Here is a 17,111-nt window from a genome sequence, read left to right on the forward strand (position 1 = left end):
AATTCATTTCGTTGAATGAAGGGTGAGAGGATTTGAAGCGGAAACGCAGCATGGGCGGAAGATGACGGCATCCGCCGCCTTGCAGAACCGGCGGAACAGACTTATTCCGCCGCGATCTTGCCCGCCAGCTGCCGGTTCTTCATCAGCTTGTAGATGACGGAATCCATCAGCGCCTGGAACGAGGCGTCGATGATGTTCTCCGAGACGCCGACCGTCCACCAGCGCACGCCGTCGCTGTCGGTGGATTCGATCAGCACGCGGGTGATCGCCTCCGTGCCGCCATTGAGGATACGCACCTTGAAATCGGCGAGCACCAGATCGTCGATCTCGTGCTGGTACTTGCCGAAATCCTTGCGCAGCGCCAGGTCGAGCGCGTTGACCGGGCCTTCGGCATCGGCAACCGACATCAGCGTCTGGCCGTCGATGGTGATCTTGACCACCGCCTCCGAGACGATCTTCACGCGGCCAAGACTGTCGAAACGGCGCTCGATCATCACCCGGAAGCCTTCGATGGTGAAGAATTCCGGGATGGTGCCGAGCGTGCGATGCGCGAGCAGCTCGAAGCTCGCATCGGCGCCCTCATAGGCATAGCCGATGGATTCCCGTTCCTTGACGATCGAGACCAAGAGGTCGAGCTTCGGATCGTCCTTGGCGACGGTGATGCCGCGCCGCTTCAGCGCATTGATGAAGTTCGCCTTGCCGCCCTGGTCGGAGACCATGACCTTTCGGAAATTGCCGACGCTTTCCGGCGGCACATGTTCATAGGTCTTCGGGTCCTTCAGCAGCGCCGATGCGTGGATGCCGGCCTTGGTGGCGAAGGCGGAAGCGCCGACATAGGGCATCTGGTGGTCGGGCGAGCGGTTGAGCAGCTCGTCGAAGGCATGCGAGAGCCGGGTGAGGTTGAGCAGCCGCTCCTCGTCGATCGCCGTTTCGAAACGTGTGTTGTAAGCGCTCTTCAGCGCCAGCGTCGGGATCAGCGTCACCAGGTTGGCATTGCCGCAGCGTTCGCCGATGCCGTTCAGCGTGCCCTGGATCTGCCGGACGCCGGCTTCGACCGCAGCCAATGAATTGGCGACGGCCTGGCCGGTGTCGTTATGGGCATGGATGCCGAGACAGCGGCCGGGCACGCCGGCTGCAATCACCGCCTCGACGATGGCACGGATTTCCGGCGGCTGCGTGCCGCCATTGGTGTCGCAGAGCACGACCCAGCGGGCGCCGCTCTCATAGGCGGTCTTGGCACAGGCGAGCGCATAGGCCGGGTTGGCCTTGAAGCCATCGAAGAAATGCTCGCAATCGACGATCGCCTCCTTGCCGGCGCCGACCGCCGCCTTGACGCTTTCGGCGATGCTTTCGAGGTTTTCCTCGTTGGTGCAGCCGAGTGCTACCGCGACATGATAATCCCAGCTCTTGGCGACGAAACAGATGGCGTCGGATTTCGCTTGCAGCAGCCCGGCAAGGCCCGGATCGTTGGAGACCGAAACGCCCGCCCGCTTCGTCATGCCGAAGGCGACGAAGGTCGCCTGGCTGGTGCGCCTCTCGCCGAAAAAGGCCGTATCCGTCGGATTGGCGCCGGGATAACCGCCCTCGACATAATCGAGGCCGAACTCATCCAGCATGGCGGCGATCGCAATCTTGTCCTCGACGGAAAAATCGATGCCGGGCGTCTGCTGCCCGTCCCGGAGCGTCGTGTCGAAGAGGTAGATTTTTTCCTTGGTCACCAAAATGCCTCCCAGGCATTGACTGTTTTTATGCCGGGCTTACCCCTCTACCCGGCAGGGCAGAGGGGGGGCACGGCGTGTCGCATCAATCCAACTTCCCGGCGAACTTGTCTGTCGCCCGGATCAATCGATCGAGAATCCCGGGCTCCGAATAGGCATGGCCGGCACCGTCGATCAGGTGGAACTCCGCCTTCGGCCAGGCCTTGTGCAGAAGCCAGGCATATTTGGCCGGGCAGGGCATGTCATAGCGGCCCTGCACGATGACGCCGGGAATATCTTTCAGCCTGCCGGCGTCGCGGATCAGCTGTCCTTCGTCCATCCAGCCGGCATTGACGAAGAAATGGTTCTCGATGCGGGCGAAGGCATAGGCGAATTCCGGCTCCTCGAACTTGCCGCTCGTCGAGGGTTCCGGCAGCAGCGTGATCGTTTCGCCTTCCCAGATGCTCCAGGCCTGCGCGGCGGCAAGGCGCACGTTTCTGTCCGCATGCGTCAGGCGGCGATGATAGGCCTGCATCATCTCATGCCGCTCTTCCGGCGGGATCGGAGCGATGAAGCGCTCCCACTTGTCCGGGAACATCTCCGAGACGCCGAACTGATAGTACCAGTCGAGCTCGGCCTTGGTCAGCGTATAGATGCCGCGCAGGATGAGCTCGGAGACGCGCTCCGGATGCTTTTCGGCATAGGCGAGCGCCAGCGTCGAACCCCAGGAGCCGCCGAACACCTGCCAGGTCTCGACGCCGGCCATTTCGCGCAGCCGCTCGATATCGGCGACGAGGTCCCAGGTCGTGTTGGCATTGAGCTCGGCATGTGGCGTCGACCGTCCGCAGCCGCGCTGGTCGAACAGCATGACGTCGTAGAGGGCCGGATCGAACAGCCGGCGGTGGGCGGGCGAGAAGCCGCCGCCCGGGCCGCCATGCAGGAAGACGGCGGGCTTGGCGCCGGGTGTTCCCGATCGCTCCCAATAGATCACATGGCCGTCGCCGACATCGAGATGACCGGAGGCATAGGCTTCGATTTCGGGATAGAGGGTGCGCAGGATTTCGGTCATATCTTCACGCCTTTTTCGGGCCAGACTTGGGTGTCGTGATCGGGATGCTGAAAGGAGATGATCGCCTCCTGTCGGGCATAGAAATCCGGGTCCTTGTGCACCGGGGCCTCGAAGATCGTCTCGACCCAGGGCAGGCGGGCGTCGTAATTGACCTGGATCTGCGGCGCGAGATCGCTGCGGTCGTCGAAGGTGCCGATCGCAAGCTCCAGACCACCAGGATGACGATAGGTCATCGGCGTGCCGCAACTGCTGCAGAAGCCGCGGGCGATATTGACCGAGGACTGAAAGTAGCTCGGCTCGCCGCGCGTCCATTCCATTCCTTCTTCGGGTGCCGTGACCAGCGTGGAAAAGAAGCCGCCGAACTGCTTCTGGCACATGCGGCAATGGCAGATCGAGGGTCGCCCCAGCGCGGCCGATATGCGGAAGCGCACGGCGCCGCACTGGCATCCGCCTGTTCTTATCCTGTCCGTCATGGGCGTTCTCCGAGCGGCCAGCTTTCCGTGTCGTGATCCGGGTGCTGATGATTGCTTGCCGCAATCGCGTTTTCGCGATCGGGCGTTTCAGGCTGCGGCTCCACCGGCAGGCTGTCGATCGCGTGAAACCAGGACATCTTGCGGCCGGTGCTCGATTGCATCACGGGCTTGACCGCATCGGGCTCATCGAGCGAGCCGAGCGTGATATTGATGAAGTCAGCGCCCGGGATGTCGTAAAACAGCGGCGTGCCGCAGTCGCCGCAGAAACCGCGCCGCACCAGGTCCGAGGATTGGAACCATTTCGGTGCGCCGCGCGTCAGCTCGAAATCGTCGCGCATGGCGGCCGCAAGCGGCAGGAAATAGTTGCCGGCCGCCTTCTGGCACATGCGGCAGTGGCAGATATGGGGATAGCCGAGTTCGCCGCGCGCGCGATAGCGAACCGTGCCGCATTGGCATCCGCCGGCCTGTTTCGTCATTTCGCTCAAGCGCGATCCTCCGGTGGCCAGACCTGCGTGTCATGGTCTGGATGTTGATAGGAAACGAGTTCGTGCAGGAAGGAGCCTGCCGTCAGATCGGCCTCGGTCCGCTCTCCCGGCAGTTCGTGCAGGTGATCGACGAAGCCGATCTTGCCTTCCACGCCCCATTGAATGGTCGGCGGCAGCGACGACGGATCGTCGAAGGCGCCCGCAGCAATCGCCATTCCGTCTGGCGCTTCATAGGTCAGCGGCGTGCCGCAGTCGCCGCAGAAACCGCGCTCGACGAAATTGGAAGAGCGGAATTTTTTCCGCTCCCCCCGCGTCCACTCGAACTCGGCGCCGCGCACCGAGACGAGCGGCGCATAATAAGCGCCGAACGCCTTCTGGCACATGCGGCAATGACAGATCGACGAATCCTTGAGTTCGCCGCTGACACGGAAGCGGATCGCTCCGCACTGGCAGCCGCCGGTATAGGTGGTCATGGCAGGTCCTCCCGCAGCGACGTCGATGAGAAAAAGAAAACCCCTCCCAACCCTCCCCGCAAGGGGGAGGGCTCTCGCGTGGCGCCGTCTTCGTTTCCGTCTCGAATGTTTGCAATTGCGATGAGGTCGCTTCGGAGTGGTGCGCCGTCGTAGCCCCTCCCCCTTGTGGGGAGGGGTTGGGGAGGGGTCTTATACCCAGGCACCACTCTCACCGCTTCACCTCCCACGTCGTCACCCGCTCGCCCGTCGCGGCATCCTTGCCGTCCTTCAGTTGGATGCCCTTCGCCGTCAGCTCGTCGCGGATCTTGTCGGCTTCGACAAAATTCTTCGCCTTCAGCATTTCAAGACGCATGGCGACCAGCGCATCGACCGCCGCTGCGACGGCTTCATCGATTTCGGCCTTCTTCGGCAGCACCCCGAGAAGTGACGCGGTCGCGGCGAAGGTGGCGCCCGCGGCGGCATCGGTATGGGCGGCCTGCGCCAGCGCATGCAGCGCCTGCACCGCCGCCACCGTATTGAGGTCATCCGCCAGCGCGTTCAGCACGCTTTCGTCCGGTGTGGCGTCGCCGGCTTCCGTCGCCGGCCATTTGGCGAGCAGCCGTTCGGCCTCTTCCAGCCGCTTGATCGAGAAATCGATCGGCTCGCGGTAATGCGTCATCAGCATGGCAAGACGCAGCACCTCGCCCGGCCATTTACGGCCGCCGAAGACCTCAGTGTGCAGCAGATCGTGGATGGTGACGAAGTTGCCCTCGGACTTCGACATCTTGCGGCCCTCGACCTGCACGAAGCCGTTATGCATCCAGACATTCGCCATCACCTCGGTGCCGTGAGCGCAGCGCGACTGGGCGATCTCGTTTTCATGGTGCGGGAAGATCAGATCCAGCCCGCCGCCATGGATGTCGAAGACATCGCCGAGATAACGCCGGCTCATCGCCGAGCATTCGATGTGCCAGCCGGGTCGGCCGCGGCCCCAGGGGCTCTCCCAGCCGGGCTCGTTATGGCTCGACAGTTTCCAGAGCACGAAATCGCCGGGGTTCTTCTTGTGCGCATCGACGGCGACGCGGGCGCCGGCCTGCTGCTCGTCGAGCGGGCGCTTCGAAAGCTGGCCGTAGTCCGCCATCGATTTGGTGTCGAACAGCACTTCGCCCGATGCGACATAGGCATGGTCGTTGCCGATCAGCTTCTCGATGATCTCGATCATCTCTTCAATATTGTCGGTGGCGCGCGGCTCGACGTTCGGCTCCAGGCAGCCGAGGTCGGCGACATCGGCGTGAAACTGAGTCTCGGTCTTTTCGGTGACCGCGCGGATTGCGTCGTTGAGCGGCAGGCCCGGATGGTCCCGCAGCGCCCGCGCATTGATCTTGTCGTCGACGTCGGTGATGTTGCGGGCATAGGTGACGTGATTCTCGCCGTAGACATGGCGCAGCAGCCGGAACAGCACGTCGAAGACGATGACCGGCCGGGCGTTGCCGATATGGGCGAAATCATAGACGGTCGGGCCGCAGACATACATGCGGACGTTGTCGGCATCGATCGGCGAAAACACCGATTTCTCCCGCGTCAGCGTGTTGTACAGCTTCAGTTCCGGCGTGCCGCCCATTTCACTCTCCCAAAATGCACGTTCAGAAAATATCGCAACCGGCGGACCGGGGCGTTTCGCATCTTGACTATTTGGGAGACGAAAACGGCCGGGCCAGCGCTTGCGCTAGCGAATAATCTTTCCGCAGATAATGCAGATAACCGTTTTCATGCCGCGTTTTATGGCGCGGGAATGACGTTTGGTCAAGAGGGGGCGAGGAACGATCCGGCGACTCGGTGCGTCCGCCATTTTCCCGGCACAAATCACTTGTAGCCAGTCGAGAAGCTGCTGAAAATACGGGAGGAATGAGTGGGGAGCGTGGTTCGATGGGGTGTGGGAGCGGCCGCAATTCTGGTGGTCGCATCCGCGGCATATTTAGCATACGATTTCGGCATGCTTCGCTTCAACAATCCTTCCCTATCTCGGTATCCGATCCAGGGCATCGATGTCAGCCATCATCAGGGCGACATCGATTGGAAGACGGTGGCGGCGCAGCCGAACATACGCTTTGCGATCATGAAGGCGACCGAAGGCGGCGACCACCGGGATTCGAGGTTCGCCGAGAACTGGCAGCGTGCCGGCGATGCCGGTGTGGTCAGGGGCGCCTATCATTTCTTCACCTTCTGCCGCCCGGGCAAGGATCAGGCGCAGAACGTCCTGGCGACCGTGCCGAAGATGCCGGGAACATTGCCGATCGCGGTCGATCTCGAGTTTGTCGGCAATTGCAACAAGGTCCCGACGCTCGAGGAAATGGCGACGGAGGTGAATGCCTTCTTCACCGAGCTGAAAGCCACCTTTCCGGAAAAGCCCATCTTTTACGTCACCCAGGAATTCTACGATCAATATCTGAAAGGCAATGAGGCCCGTTTCCCCGAACATTACCTTTGGCTGCGAAGCGTATTCAAGGAGCCGACGCAGGAAGGCTGCAGCCGCTGGTCGATCTGGCAATTTGCCGACAACGGCACAGTGAATGGCATTCTGGGAGCGGTGGATCTCAACGCGCTCTGCCCGTCGGAAACGGGCTTCGCTCACCTGTTTCCGGCCGTTGCATCGAATTGAGGCGTCGATCTATTCCGGCAGCCGGTAATCGGCGAGCTTGTTCTCGCGCACGATGAAGAGTTTACCTGTCTCGGTCACGCCGGGACCGAGCAGCGGCAGGATCGCCTTGGCAACCTCGGAAGGGTGCGGCAGCGTCTGCGGATCTTCGCCCGGCACGGCCTGCGCCCGCATCGCGGTGCGGGTCGCGCCCGGATCGACGCTGGTGATGCGCAGCGGCGTCGATTGCGTCTCGCCGGCCCAGGTGCGGGCGAGCGCCTCGACGGCAGCTTTGGAGGCGGAATAGGCGCTCCAGAAGGGGCGGCATTTGTGCGCGGCCCCGGACGACAGGATAACGGCGCGGCCGGCATCCGAGCGGGCGAGCAGCGGATCGACCGAGCGGATCAGCCGCCATGTCGCCGTCACGTTGATGGTCATCACCTTTTCGAACACCTTCGCCTCGATATGGCCGATCGGCGAGATGACGCCGAGCACCCCGGCATTGGCGACGAGGATGTCGAGCTTGCCCCAGCGCTCGAAGATCGAGCCGCCGAGCGCATCGATCGCGTTCATATCGGCAAGATCGAAGGGCACCAGCGTCGCGCTGCCGCCGACCGCCTTGATCGCATCGTCGAGATCCTCGAGTCCGCCGACCGTGCGTGCGCAGGCAATGACATGGGCGCCGGCTTTGGCAAGTTCCAGCGCCGTGAAATAGCCGATGCCGCGCGACGCACCGGTGACGAGTGCGATCTTGCCCTCAAGATTGATGTTCATCTGTCCGGTTCCGGATTGGCTTGCGAAGGTGAGGGGCGCAATTAGGCCCCTCGGAAGCGAAAGTCAAAGTGGCAAGCGGCTCAGCCGTTGCTGGCAAGCATCGAAAGCTTGTTGCCCATGGACTCGCCGTTCTTGTCGAGCAGACGGGTCGGGTAGTCACCGGTGAAGTAGTGATCGGTGAATTGCGGGCGGGCCGGATTGCGGTCCTCGCCGCCGACGGCGCGATAAAGCCCGTCGATCGACAGGAAGGCGAGCGAATCCGCGCCGATATATTTGGCCATGGCTTCGACATCGGCATATTGGTTGGCGAGCAGCTTGTCGGCATCGGGCGTGTCGATGCCGTAAAAATCGGGGAAGAAGATCATCGGGCTTGCGACGCGCAGATGAACTTCGCGCGCGCCGGCTTCGCGGATCATCTGCACGATCTTCAGAGACGTCGTGCCGCGCACGATGGAATCGTCGACCAGCACGACGCGCTTGCCTTCGATCATCGCGCGGTTGGCGGAATGCTTCAGCTTCACCCCGAAGGCGCGAATCTGCTGCGTCGGCTCGATGAAGGTGCGGCCGACATAATGGTTGCGGATGATGCCGTACTCGAAGGGAATGCCGCTTTCCTGCGCATAGCCGAGCGCCGCAGGTGTGCCGCCGTCCGGCACCGGCACGACAACGTCGGCCTCGACCGGCGCTTCCTTGGCGAGGTTCATGCCCATGTTCTTGCGTGTCGTATAGACGTTGCGGCCGCCGACGACCGAATCCGGCCGGGCGAAATAGACATATTCGAACAGGCAGAGGCGCTCCGGCTGCGGCTTGCCGGGCTTGCGGGCATCGATGCTGATCGAGCCGTCGGGCTGGATTTCGCAGATGATGACTTCGCCGTTTTCGACATCGCGGATGAACTTGGCGCCGATAATGTCGAGCGCGCAGGTTTCCGAGCAGAAGATCGGCTTGCCGTCCAGTTCGCCCATGACGAGCGGGCGGATGCCGGTCGGGTCGCGCGCGGCGATCAGCTTGGTGCGCGTCATGGCCAGCATCGAATAGCCGCCTTCCATCTGGCGGATCGCATCGATGAAGCGGTCGGAGGTGGAGGCGTGGCGGGAGCGGGCGATGAGATGAAGGACGACTTCCGTATCGGAGGTCGACTGACAGATGGCGCCGGTGGCGATGATCTGGCGGCGCAGCGTCAGGCCATTGGTGAAATTGCCGTTATGGGCAATGGCGATACCGCCTTCTTCCAGTTCGGCAAAGAGCGGCTGCACGTTGCGCATGGCCACTTCGCCTGTTGTGGAGTAGCGGGTATGGCCGATCGATATGCTGCCGGGCAGGCGGGCGAGCGTCATCGGATTGGTATAGTGGTCGCCGACCAGGCCCATATGGCGCTCCTGGTAGAAGCGCTTGCCGTCGAAGGAGACGATGCCGGCTGCTTCCTGTCCGCGATGCTGCAGGGCATGCAGGCCGAGAGCCGTGAGTGCGGCGGCATCGGGATGTCCCAGAATTCCGAAAACGCCGCATTCTTCGTGCAGCGTATCTCCGTCGAGCGGATCGTCGGTCGGGAAGGAATGGGACTGGTTCATTTCTGCGGGCCTCTGCTCTCACAAGAATGGATCGGCATTTCCAGTATCATATATCGGAAACTGATCCGATAACGTCATGCTGAACGACATCCGCTGTCAAAGCCCGCTCGCCGGCTCTGAAACGGCTGAGGTCCGGCGGAGCTGAATGCCCGGCCGGACCTTTATTTCACGTCCCGCTCAAATGGCAATTGCCGGACGGCGGGTCAAGCTCTTGAACACTGTGTCAATTCGTCGGCTGCTATGTGCCGCCTGCAGGCGCGTCTTCCGCCGGAGCCTGATCGGTGGCCGGCGGTGTGGTGCCTTCGCCGCCCTGCGCCGGCGACTGCATCGTATCACGGAAGCTTGCCTCGAGCATCTGGGCAAATTGCTCCGGCAGGACGGCCTTCAGCTTCACCACCATCGAATCCAGGAAGGGTTTCGACTTGGCCTCATTGACCCAGGTCGGCCGGTGGTCGACATCGACGAGCCAGTTCCAGAAAGCGACGGCGACGACCATCAGCAGCAGGCCGCGCGCCGCGCCGAACAGGAAGCCAAGCGTGCGGTCGAGCGCGCCGATGCGGCTGTCGATGATGAAATCGGCGATCTTCATGGTGATGAAGGAGATGACGATGAGTGCGATCAGGAAGACGACCGCGGCCGAGCCGGCGATCGCGATGCGGTCGTCATCGGTGTATTTCTTCGCATAAGGCAACAGGTACGGATAGAGGTAGTAGGCGGCGGCGGCCGAACCGCCCCAGCTTGCGATCGAAAGGATCTCGCGGGAGAAGCCGCGGACCATCGCCAGAACGGCGGAGAAGAGCACGACGCCGATGACAATACCGTCGAAAATCGTAATGGGCATGTAAATTCTACTCCAGGACTGCCGCTCGGCGGCCGTGTCGTGCCTTATCGTGTGCTTCCTATAACATCACCATTCCCGGCAATGAAAGGATCAAACCTCGTCTTCCACACGCAGCGCTCCCTTCGATCCGGCGATGCGCGCGACCAGATCCGGCAGGCTTTCGACTTCGTTCCATCGCCCGCCGGAACCCTTCGGCAGCTCGGCGGAGGCGGAAGGAAGCAGCGCTGTCGAAAAGCCCAGCTTCTCGGCTTCCTTGAGGCGCTGGGCGGTGTGCGCAACCGGTCGGATGGCGCCCGACAGGCTGACTTCGCCGAAATAGACGCAATCGGCGGGAAGGGCAATACCGGCGAGCGACGAAACAAGCGCCGAGGCAACGGCGAGATCGGCCGCCGGTTCGGAGATGCGGTAGCCGCCGGCGACGTTGAGATAGACGTCGTGCTGGCCGAGCCTGACGCCGCAATGGGCCTCCAGCACCGCCAGGATCATCGACAGCCGGGCCGAATCCCAGCCGACCACGGCGCGCCGCGGCGTGCCGAGCGAGGTCGGCGCCACCAGCGCCTGCACCTCGACGAGCACCGGCCGCGTGCCTTCCATGCCGGCGAAGACGGCCGCACCGGGCGATTTTTCGTTGCGCTCGCCGAGAAAGAGTTCGGATGGATTGGCGACTTCGCGCAAGCCTCTGTCGGACATCTCGAAGACGCCGATCTCGTCGGTCGGGCCGAAGCGGTTCTTGACCGTGCGCAGGATGCGGTAGTGATGGCCGCGATCGCCTTCGAAATAAAGCACGGCATCGACCATGTGCTCGACGACGCGCGGTCCGGCGATCTGCCCGTCCTTGGTCACATGCCCGACGAGCACCATGGCGGCACCCGTCTGCTTGGCGAAGCGGATCATCGACTGCACGCCGGTGCGCACCTGCGTCACCGTTCCCGGCGCGGATTCGGCAAGCTCGCTCCAGAGCGTCTGGATGGAATCGATAATGACGAGGTCAGGGCGTTTGCCCTCGGCGAGCGTCGCCAGAATATCCTCGACATTGGTTTCGGCCGCCAGCATCACGTCGGTATCGGCCGCCGCAAGACGCTGCGCCCTGAGGCGAACCTGCGCCACCGCCTCTTCGCCGGAGACGTAAATGATCCTGTGGCCGCGCCGCGCCAGGGCCGCAGCCGCCTGCATCAGCAGCGTCGATTTGCCGATGCCGGGATCGCCGCCGATCAGCACCGCCGAGCCGCGCACGAAGCCGCCGCCAAGCGCGCGGTCGAGTTCGGACATGGCGGTATGAATGCGCGGCGCCTCCTCGATCTCGCCGGACAGCGCCGTCAGCGCCACCGGCCGGCCCTTCTTCGGCGTCTTGCCGGGGCCGGAGCCGATGCCGCCCATCGGATCTTCCTCGACGATGGTGTTCCACTCGCCGCAATTGTCGCATTTGCCGGCCCAGCGGTTGTGAACGGCGCCGCAACTCTGGCAGATGAATTGTGTCCTGGCCTTCGCCATCAAATGTTTCTTTCAGTCGCGTTCTGCAATGAAGCACTCGTAGGCTTCATCGAATCATTGTCGTGCTTGAGATAATGGCTATCGCGACGGATCAAAACTAATGATTTCCCCATCAGCCTTCGCCGTGCCTATGCTTTTCACCTCTGATCACAGCTATGGTGGAAGATGTTCGATTATTCGCTCGCGCACTGGCTTGCATTTCTATCGGCGGCGGTTTTGCTCAACCTGTCGCCAGGCCCCGACATCGCTTTCATCCTCGGCCACACGATGAGAGGCGGGAAACGCGCCGGTTTTTCCGCATTGTTCGGCGTCTGGTCAGGCGCCTGCATGCATGTACTGATGGCGGCATTGGGCCTTTCCGCCGTGCTGGCCGCCTCTTCCTTCGCATTCTCAACCGTCAAATGGCTCGGCGCCGCCTATCTCGTCTGGCTGGGCATCCAGGCTTTGCGCACGGGTGGTGGCAGCGGCCTGATCAAGGCGGCCGGTGAAGAAATGCCGATCGCAAACATCTACCGGCAGGGAATCCTGGTGTCGCTCCTCAATCCGAAGGTGGCGATATTCTTCCTGGCCTTCCTGCCGCAATTCGTCGTAGAGGGGGCAGGGCCGGCATGGGCCCAGCTCATGCTGCATGGTGGGCTCATCATCGTCGTCGCGGCCTTCATCGAACCGCCGCTCGTCCTTGTCGGAGGACGGCTTGCCGATGCGCTCAGGCACAATCAAAAGGTCGGGCTATGGCTTGACCGCGGCCTCGGCGCGCTTTTTGTGGCGCTCGGTGTCCGCCTTGCACTAAGCAGCCGTTGAGGGGCGAGCTTTATTCTTCGGCGACGTAGCGCCGCTCGTGGCGTAGCCCCATGCTGGTCAGAATCTCGTATCCGATCGTGCCAGCCGCCCGCGCCACGTCGTCGAGCGGCATGTTCTTTCCGAACAGCTCGACATAGTCGCCAGCGCGCACGGCGTTTTCGGGCAGGTCGGTGACATCGAAGATCGTCAGGTCCATGGTGATCCGGCCGGCGACCGGGACCTTGTGTCCGGCGATGAAGCCTTGCCCGCCCTGCGGCACGGCCTGGCGCAGCGGCACGCCGCCGCTCGACTGGCTGCGCATGTAACCGTCGGCGTAACCGGCAGAGACGATCGCCAGCCGGCTGTCGCGGGGAAGCTGCAGCGCGCGGCCGTAGCTGACGGTCTCACCGGCCCCGACGGTTCGCACCTGGATGATGCGCGCTTCCGCGGTGGCGACCGGGCGCATCGGGTTCGCCATGCCGCAGACCGCCTCACCGCCGTAAAGAGCGATGCCTGGCCGGGTCAAGTCGAAGTGGTAATCCTCGCCGAGAAAGATGCCGGCCGAGGCCGCAAGACTTGAATCGATGCCTTCATAGGCGGCGGTAACCTTGCGGAATGATTCGAGCTGCTGGCGGTTCATGACGTGGGTGGGATCGTCGCCGCAGGCGAGGTGGCTCATGACCAGCACCGGTGCGAAGCTTGCCGGCCGCGAGACGTCGTCGGCAAGCGCGATCGCATCGTCGATATGCAGCCCCAGCCGGTTGAAGCCGGTGTCGACATGCAGCGCGCAAGGGTAATCGCCATAATCGGCAAGCACCGCCATCCAGAAGGCAAGCTGCTCGTCGGAGGAAATCACCGGCACCAGGTCATTGTCGAAGAATCGCCGTTCGGTGCCCGGCCATATGCCTGACAGCACGAAGATGCGCGCATCCGGCGCATAGAGGCGAAGTGTCACCCCTTCATCGACGGTCGCGACGAAGAAATCCCGGGCGCCCGCGAGATAGAGCGCTTCGCCGGCGTCCTCGATGCCCAGGCCGTAGGCGTCGGCCTTGACAACGGCTGCGGCGCGCGCGGCACCTGAACGGCGCGCCATGTCGCGCCAGTTTTCCGTCAGCGCGGTCAGGTCGACAGTCAGCCGCAGGCCTGCCGAGGTAAAGGTGTCGTCTTCGGGGACGTCGAGAAATTCGCTCATGATCCACATCGAAAAGAGGCCGGAGAAGGATTCTCCGGCCAGATTAAAGGTCGATTTTGTCCAGGGAAAGCCCGATGCTGCAGCATCGCCCGCGATCAGTGCTCTTCATACTGGATGAAGGACGGATCAGCGAGATCGGCGAAGCGTGTGAATTCCGCCTGGAAGGCGAGCTTCACCGTGCCCGTCGGCCCGTGGCGCTGCTTGGCGATGATGACGTCGGCCGTGCCCTTCACCTTGTCGAACAGCGCTTCCCATTCCGGATATTTCGGATCGTGGGGATCGCGCGGCTCCTGGTTCTTGACGTAATATTCCTCGCGGAACACGAACAGCACGACGTCGGCGTCCTGCTCGATCGAACCGGATTCACGAAGATCGGAAAGCTGCGGCCGCTTGTCGTCACGGCTTTCGACCTGACGCGACAGCTGCGACAGCGCGATGATCGGAACGTTGAGCTCCTTGCCGAGCGCCTTCAGGCCGGTGGTGATCTGGGTGATTTCCTGGACGCGATTGTCGCTGGATTTGCCCGAGCCGGTCATCAGCTGCACGTAGTCGACCACGAGCACGTCGAGGCCGCGCTGACGCTTGAGGCGGCGCGCGCGTGCCGAAAGCTGAGCGATCGAGATACCGCCGGTCTGATCGATATAGAGCGGCACCTTCTGCATCATCATCGAGCAGGCGACGAGCTTTTCGAAATCGGCATCGTTGATGTCGCCGCGGCGGATCTTCGAGGAGGAGACTTCCGTCTGTTCGGAGATGATACGGGTGGCAAGCTGTTCGGACGACATTTCGAGCGAATAGAAGCCGACGACGCCGCCGTTCCTGGCCTTCATGCTGCCGTCCGACTGCACTTCGCCCTCGTAGGCGGCGGCGATATTATAGGCGATGTTGGTGGCAAGCGAGGTCTTGCCCATGCCCGGGCGCCCGGCGAGGATGATCAAGTCCGAGCGCTGCAGGCCGCCCATCTTGGCGTCGAGCGAGTGGATGCCGGTGGAAATGCCGGAAAGGCCGCCGTCGCGTTCCTTGGCGACGGCCGCCATGTCGATCGCCAGCGCCACGGCGTCGTTGAAGGACTGGAATCCGCCGTCGTAGCGGCCGTTTTCCGCAAGTTCGAAGAGCCGGCGTTCGGTATCCTCGATCTGCGACTGCGGCGGCATGTCGAGCGGTGCGTCATAGGCGATGTTAACGACGTCCTCGCCGATCGTGATCAGCGCCCGGCGCAGCGCCAGGTCATAGATCGCCCGGCCGTAATCCTCGGCATTGATGACGGTGACCGCGTTGCTGACCAGGCTCGCCAGATATTGCGAAACCGTCATGTCGCCGACCTTTTCGTCGGCCTTGAGGAAGGTCTTGATCGTCACCGGGTTGGCGATCTTGCCCATGCGGATAATGTCGCCGGCGACCTCGAAGATCTTCCGGTGCAGCGGTTCGTAGAGATGGATCGGTTTGAGGAAATCCGACACCCGGTAATAGGCGTCGTTGTTCATCAAGATGGCACCCAGAAGCGCCTGCTCGGCCTCGATGTTGTTGGGTGCTTCGCGATAATGCTGCTCCGAGGGAGCAACAGCTGCAATCTTTCGAGCGGCGTCGTTCATCATCATCCGTTCTGTCTTTTTCCAACTCCGGATTTGCAATTCCGGATGGAGAAAATCAAGGGGCTGCAAAAGGAGCGGAGGTCCGCATCGCCTAAATCCCGAACGCTGTGCACGTTGTTCGACTTCTCCACAGTCCTGGGCGACACAAGCGAGAAATACCGGGAGTGTCACCGGCAGGACACGGTACGGAGCCGACTCAGCTCATCCGTTCCGGAGATGGCCATGGTAACGCGATGACATCGGGCACGCAGCAAAAACATCCGGAAATCCCCTGTAAAAGATGATCTCCCCGGTTGTTTCCCATCAAGCGGATGAAACGAAAAAGCCCGGCGCAACGGCCGGGCTTCCCTCACGCGGATCGTGTCCGGCGCGACTTATGCTTCGTCTTCGTCGATGCCGTCGGCTTCCGGATCGAAGAAATCTTCCGGACGCAGCGCGTCTTCGTCGACGCCGTAGATCGCGTCGACCGAGGTGAGTTCTTCGCCCTTGGCCTGGCGCTCAGCCTCTTCGGCGGAACGGGCAACGTTCAGCTCGACATTGATTTCGACTTCGGCATGCAGCTGCAGCTCAACCTTGTGCAGGCCGATCGCCTTGATCGGCGTGTTCAGGTGAACCTGGTTGCGGCCGATGTTGAAGCCTTCGGCGGCGAGAATCTCGACGACGTCACGGGCAGCGACCGAGCCGTAGAGCTGGCCGGTTTCGCCGGCGGAGCGCACGACGATGAACGACTTGCCGTCGAGAACGTCGGCGACCTTCTGGGCTTCCGACTTGCGCTCGAGGTTGCGGGCTTCGAGCGTCGCGCGCTCGGCTTCGAAGCGGGTCTTGTTGGCGGCGTTGGCGCGCAGCGCCTTGCCGAGCGGCAGCAGGTAGTTACGGGCAAAGCCGTCGCGAACCTTTACGGTTTCGCCCATCTGGCCGAGCTTGGAGATGCGTTCGAGAAGGATGACTTCCATTTTCTTTGTCCTTTCTGTGTCTCAGATTTTCGTATCGGGTTGTTTGGGGGCATCGGCATCTTTCGCCGGGGTCAGCGCGATCGCCTTGCGCGTATCGACGAGACCGAGGACGAGGATGAGGAGAGCTGGCAGCATCATGAGCATGGAGGCCAGATAGCAGAGGATGAGGGCCGGCAAACGCCAGTCCTTGCCGCGCGTGCGGAAATGCAGCGAGGCAAAGCCGGAGAGCATGAAGCCGGCGCCGAAAGTGCCGATCACCGTTGCGCCGATCAGCGCCGGAACGCCGCCGAAGAAGCAGGCGGCCAGCCCGGCGAGGAAGACGAAGATCGAGTTGCGGTTCATGCGCAGCGACGAGGGAATGTCCTCGCGGGGGCGAAGGCCGCGGCCGGATGCCGCGACGATGCGCACCGCGAAATAATAGGCGGCGAACAGCATCGTCACCCACATGCCGCCCTGCAAAGCCGGCAGCATCAGCAGGATCAGCGATTTGGTCTGCGCGGTCGCGGCCGGATCCGGCATGAATTCCGGCTGCTGCTGCTTGACCGAGGCAATCAGCAGATCGACGATCGGATCGGTGATCTCGGGCCCGTAGCCGATCATCACGCCGATGACGATGACGGCGAACGTCACCAGGCCGCAAAGATGCAGCAGGATATCGGAGAGCGGATACCAGGCGAGCAGGTGGTCCGGACCGCCGAGTTCGGATGCGGGGCGGGCGAGATTGGCGAGATGGCTGAGCCAGCCGGCCGGCAGCAGCGTCACCAGCGTCATGATCAGCGCGAAGGAGGGCGAGATGAAGACCGCGCCGAGTGCGGCTGCAGTGACGACGGCCACAATCGCGGCGACATTGCCCCAGCCGAGCCCGACAAGCAGGATCGGCAGTGCCGAAGCAGTATAGAGGAGCGCACTGAAAAACGACGGCTGCACGCTCGCGCCCAGCACCAGCAGGGCAGCGGTCAAGCCAGCGAGTGCGCCGGTCAGCAGCGTTTTAAGATCCAGTCGTTTCAAGGTCGCTGTCCTGCTTCATCAAGCAGTTAGAGGATGTTGCTGAATCGAATTCAGAAACGTCTCAACATGGGTTTTAACAGTTCCGATCCGCGCCCATC

16 protein-coding genes are annotated in these 17,111 nt (G+C 62.5%); 2 read left to right on the forward strand and 14 right to left on the reverse strand.

Annotated elements, in window-relative coordinates; translation table 11 throughout:
- Nucleotides 1-101: 101 nt before the first annotated feature.
- The 6 genes from cimA to cysS form a co-directional block, all read right to left on the reverse strand.
- Nucleotides 102-1,718, reverse strand: a complete 1,617-nt coding sequence (gene cimA / locus CO671_RS13550) for a citramalate synthase (RefSeq protein ID WP_097606511.1) — start codon at nt 1,716-1,718, stop codon at nt 102-104.
- 85 nt (nt 1,719-1,803) lie between these two features.
- Nucleotides 1,804-2,766 (reverse strand): prolyl aminopeptidase, encoded by a 963-nt coding sequence (gene pip / locus CO671_RS13555; RefSeq protein WP_097606373.1) that lies wholly within the window; start codon nt 2,764-2,766, stop codon nt 1,804-1,806.
- A complete protein-coding gene (locus tag CO671_RS13560) occupies nt 2,763-3,239 on the reverse strand; it encodes a GFA family protein (RefSeq protein ID WP_097606374.1) in 477 nt (158 codons plus the stop codon). Before CO671_RS13560 ends, pip begins: the two co-directional genes overlap by 4 nt.
- Entirely contained in the window at nt 3,236-3,715 is a 480-nt protein-coding gene (locus tag CO671_RS13565) for a GFA family protein (protein ID WP_097606512.1), read from the reverse strand. Before CO671_RS13565 ends, CO671_RS13560 begins: the two co-directional genes overlap by 4 nt.
- A 5-nt stretch (nt 3,716-3,720) precedes the next feature.
- Nucleotides 3,721-4,197: a GFA family protein gene (locus tag CO671_RS13570; RefSeq protein ID WP_097606375.1), complete on the reverse strand. Its 477-nt coding sequence runs from the start codon at nt 4,195-4,197 to the stop codon at nt 3,721-3,723.
- Between the two features lie 208 nt (nt 4,198-4,405).
- Nucleotides 4,406-5,797 carry a cysteine--tRNA ligase gene (gene cysS / locus CO671_RS13580; protein WP_097606377.1) on the reverse strand — a complete coding sequence of 464 codons (1,392 nt, stop codon included), beginning with the start codon at nt 5,795-5,797 and terminating at the stop codon, nt 4,406-4,408.
- 288 nt (nt 5,798-6,085) lie between these two features.
- Here cysS and CO671_RS13585 point away from each other — a divergent pair, with 288 nt between their 5' ends.
- A complete protein-coding gene (locus CO671_RS13585; protein ID WP_097606378.1) occupies nt 6,086-6,835 on the forward strand; it encodes a GH25 family lysozyme in 750 nt (249 codons plus the stop codon).
- A gap of 9 nt (nt 6,836-6,844) precedes the next feature.
- Here the strand turns inward: CO671_RS13585 and CO671_RS13590 are convergent, their stop codons facing one another.
- From CO671_RS13590 to radA, 4 genes are all read right to left on the reverse strand, one after another.
- Entirely contained in the window at nt 6,845-7,585 is a 741-nt protein-coding gene (locus tag CO671_RS13590; protein ID WP_004680489.1) for an SDR family NAD(P)-dependent oxidoreductase, read from the reverse strand.
- An 80-nt stretch (nt 7,586-7,665) separates the two neighbouring features.
- A complete protein-coding gene (gene purF / locus CO671_RS13595; RefSeq protein ID WP_038687987.1) occupies nt 7,666-9,156 on the reverse strand; it encodes an amidophosphoribosyltransferase in 1,491 nt (496 codons plus the stop codon).
- A 238-nt stretch (nt 9,157-9,394) separates the two neighbouring features.
- The gene (locus tag CO671_RS13600) at nt 9,395-9,997 is read right to left on the reverse strand and encodes a CvpA family protein (protein WP_097606379.1); all 603 of its coding nucleotides are present in this window, start codon (nt 9,995-9,997) and stop codon (nt 9,395-9,397) included.
- A 90-nt stretch (nt 9,998-10,087) separates the two neighbouring features.
- Nucleotides 10,088-11,488 carry a DNA repair protein RadA gene (gene radA, locus CO671_RS13605; protein WP_077993187.1) on the reverse strand — a complete coding sequence of 467 codons (1,401 nt, stop codon included), beginning with the start codon at nt 11,486-11,488 and terminating at the stop codon, nt 10,088-10,090.
- Between the two features lie 165 nt (nt 11,489-11,653).
- Here radA and CO671_RS13610 point away from each other — a divergent pair, with 165 nt between their 5' ends.
- Entirely contained in the window at nt 11,654-12,289 is a 636-nt protein-coding gene (locus CO671_RS13610) for a LysE family translocator (protein ID WP_010028851.1), read from the forward strand.
- Nucleotides 12,290-12,299: 10 nt separating this feature from the next.
- Here CO671_RS13610 and alr read toward each other — a convergent pair whose 3' ends face one another.
- From alr to CO671_RS13630, 4 genes are all read right to left on the reverse strand, one after another.
- Nucleotides 12,300-13,460, reverse strand: a complete 1,161-nt coding sequence (gene alr / locus CO671_RS13615; protein WP_097606513.1) for an alanine racemase — start codon at nt 13,458-13,460, stop codon at nt 12,300-12,302.
- Nucleotides 13,461-13,555: 95 nt separating this feature from the next.
- Nucleotides 13,556-15,052, reverse strand: a complete 1,497-nt coding sequence (locus CO671_RS13620) for a replicative DNA helicase (protein WP_012483300.1) — start codon at nt 15,050-15,052, stop codon at nt 13,556-13,558.
- Between the two features lie 374 nt (nt 15,053-15,426).
- A complete protein-coding gene (gene rplI, locus CO671_RS13625) occupies nt 15,427-16,005 on the reverse strand; it encodes a 50S ribosomal protein L9 (protein ID WP_064692468.1) in 579 nt (192 codons plus the stop codon).
- Nucleotides 16,006-16,026: 21 nt separating this feature from the next.
- Complete coding sequence (locus CO671_RS13630; RefSeq protein WP_097606380.1) at nt 16,027-17,013, reverse strand: DUF2232 domain-containing protein; 987 nt, start codon at nt 17,011-17,013, stop codon at nt 16,027-16,029.
- Between the last annotated feature and the right edge of the window lie 98 nt (nt 17,014-17,111).

Origin of the sequence: Rhizobium sp. M10, assembly GCF_002531955.1 — a bacterium.
GTDB lineage: Bacteria > Pseudomonadota > Alphaproteobacteria > Rhizobiales > Rhizobiaceae > Rhizobium > Rhizobium etli_C.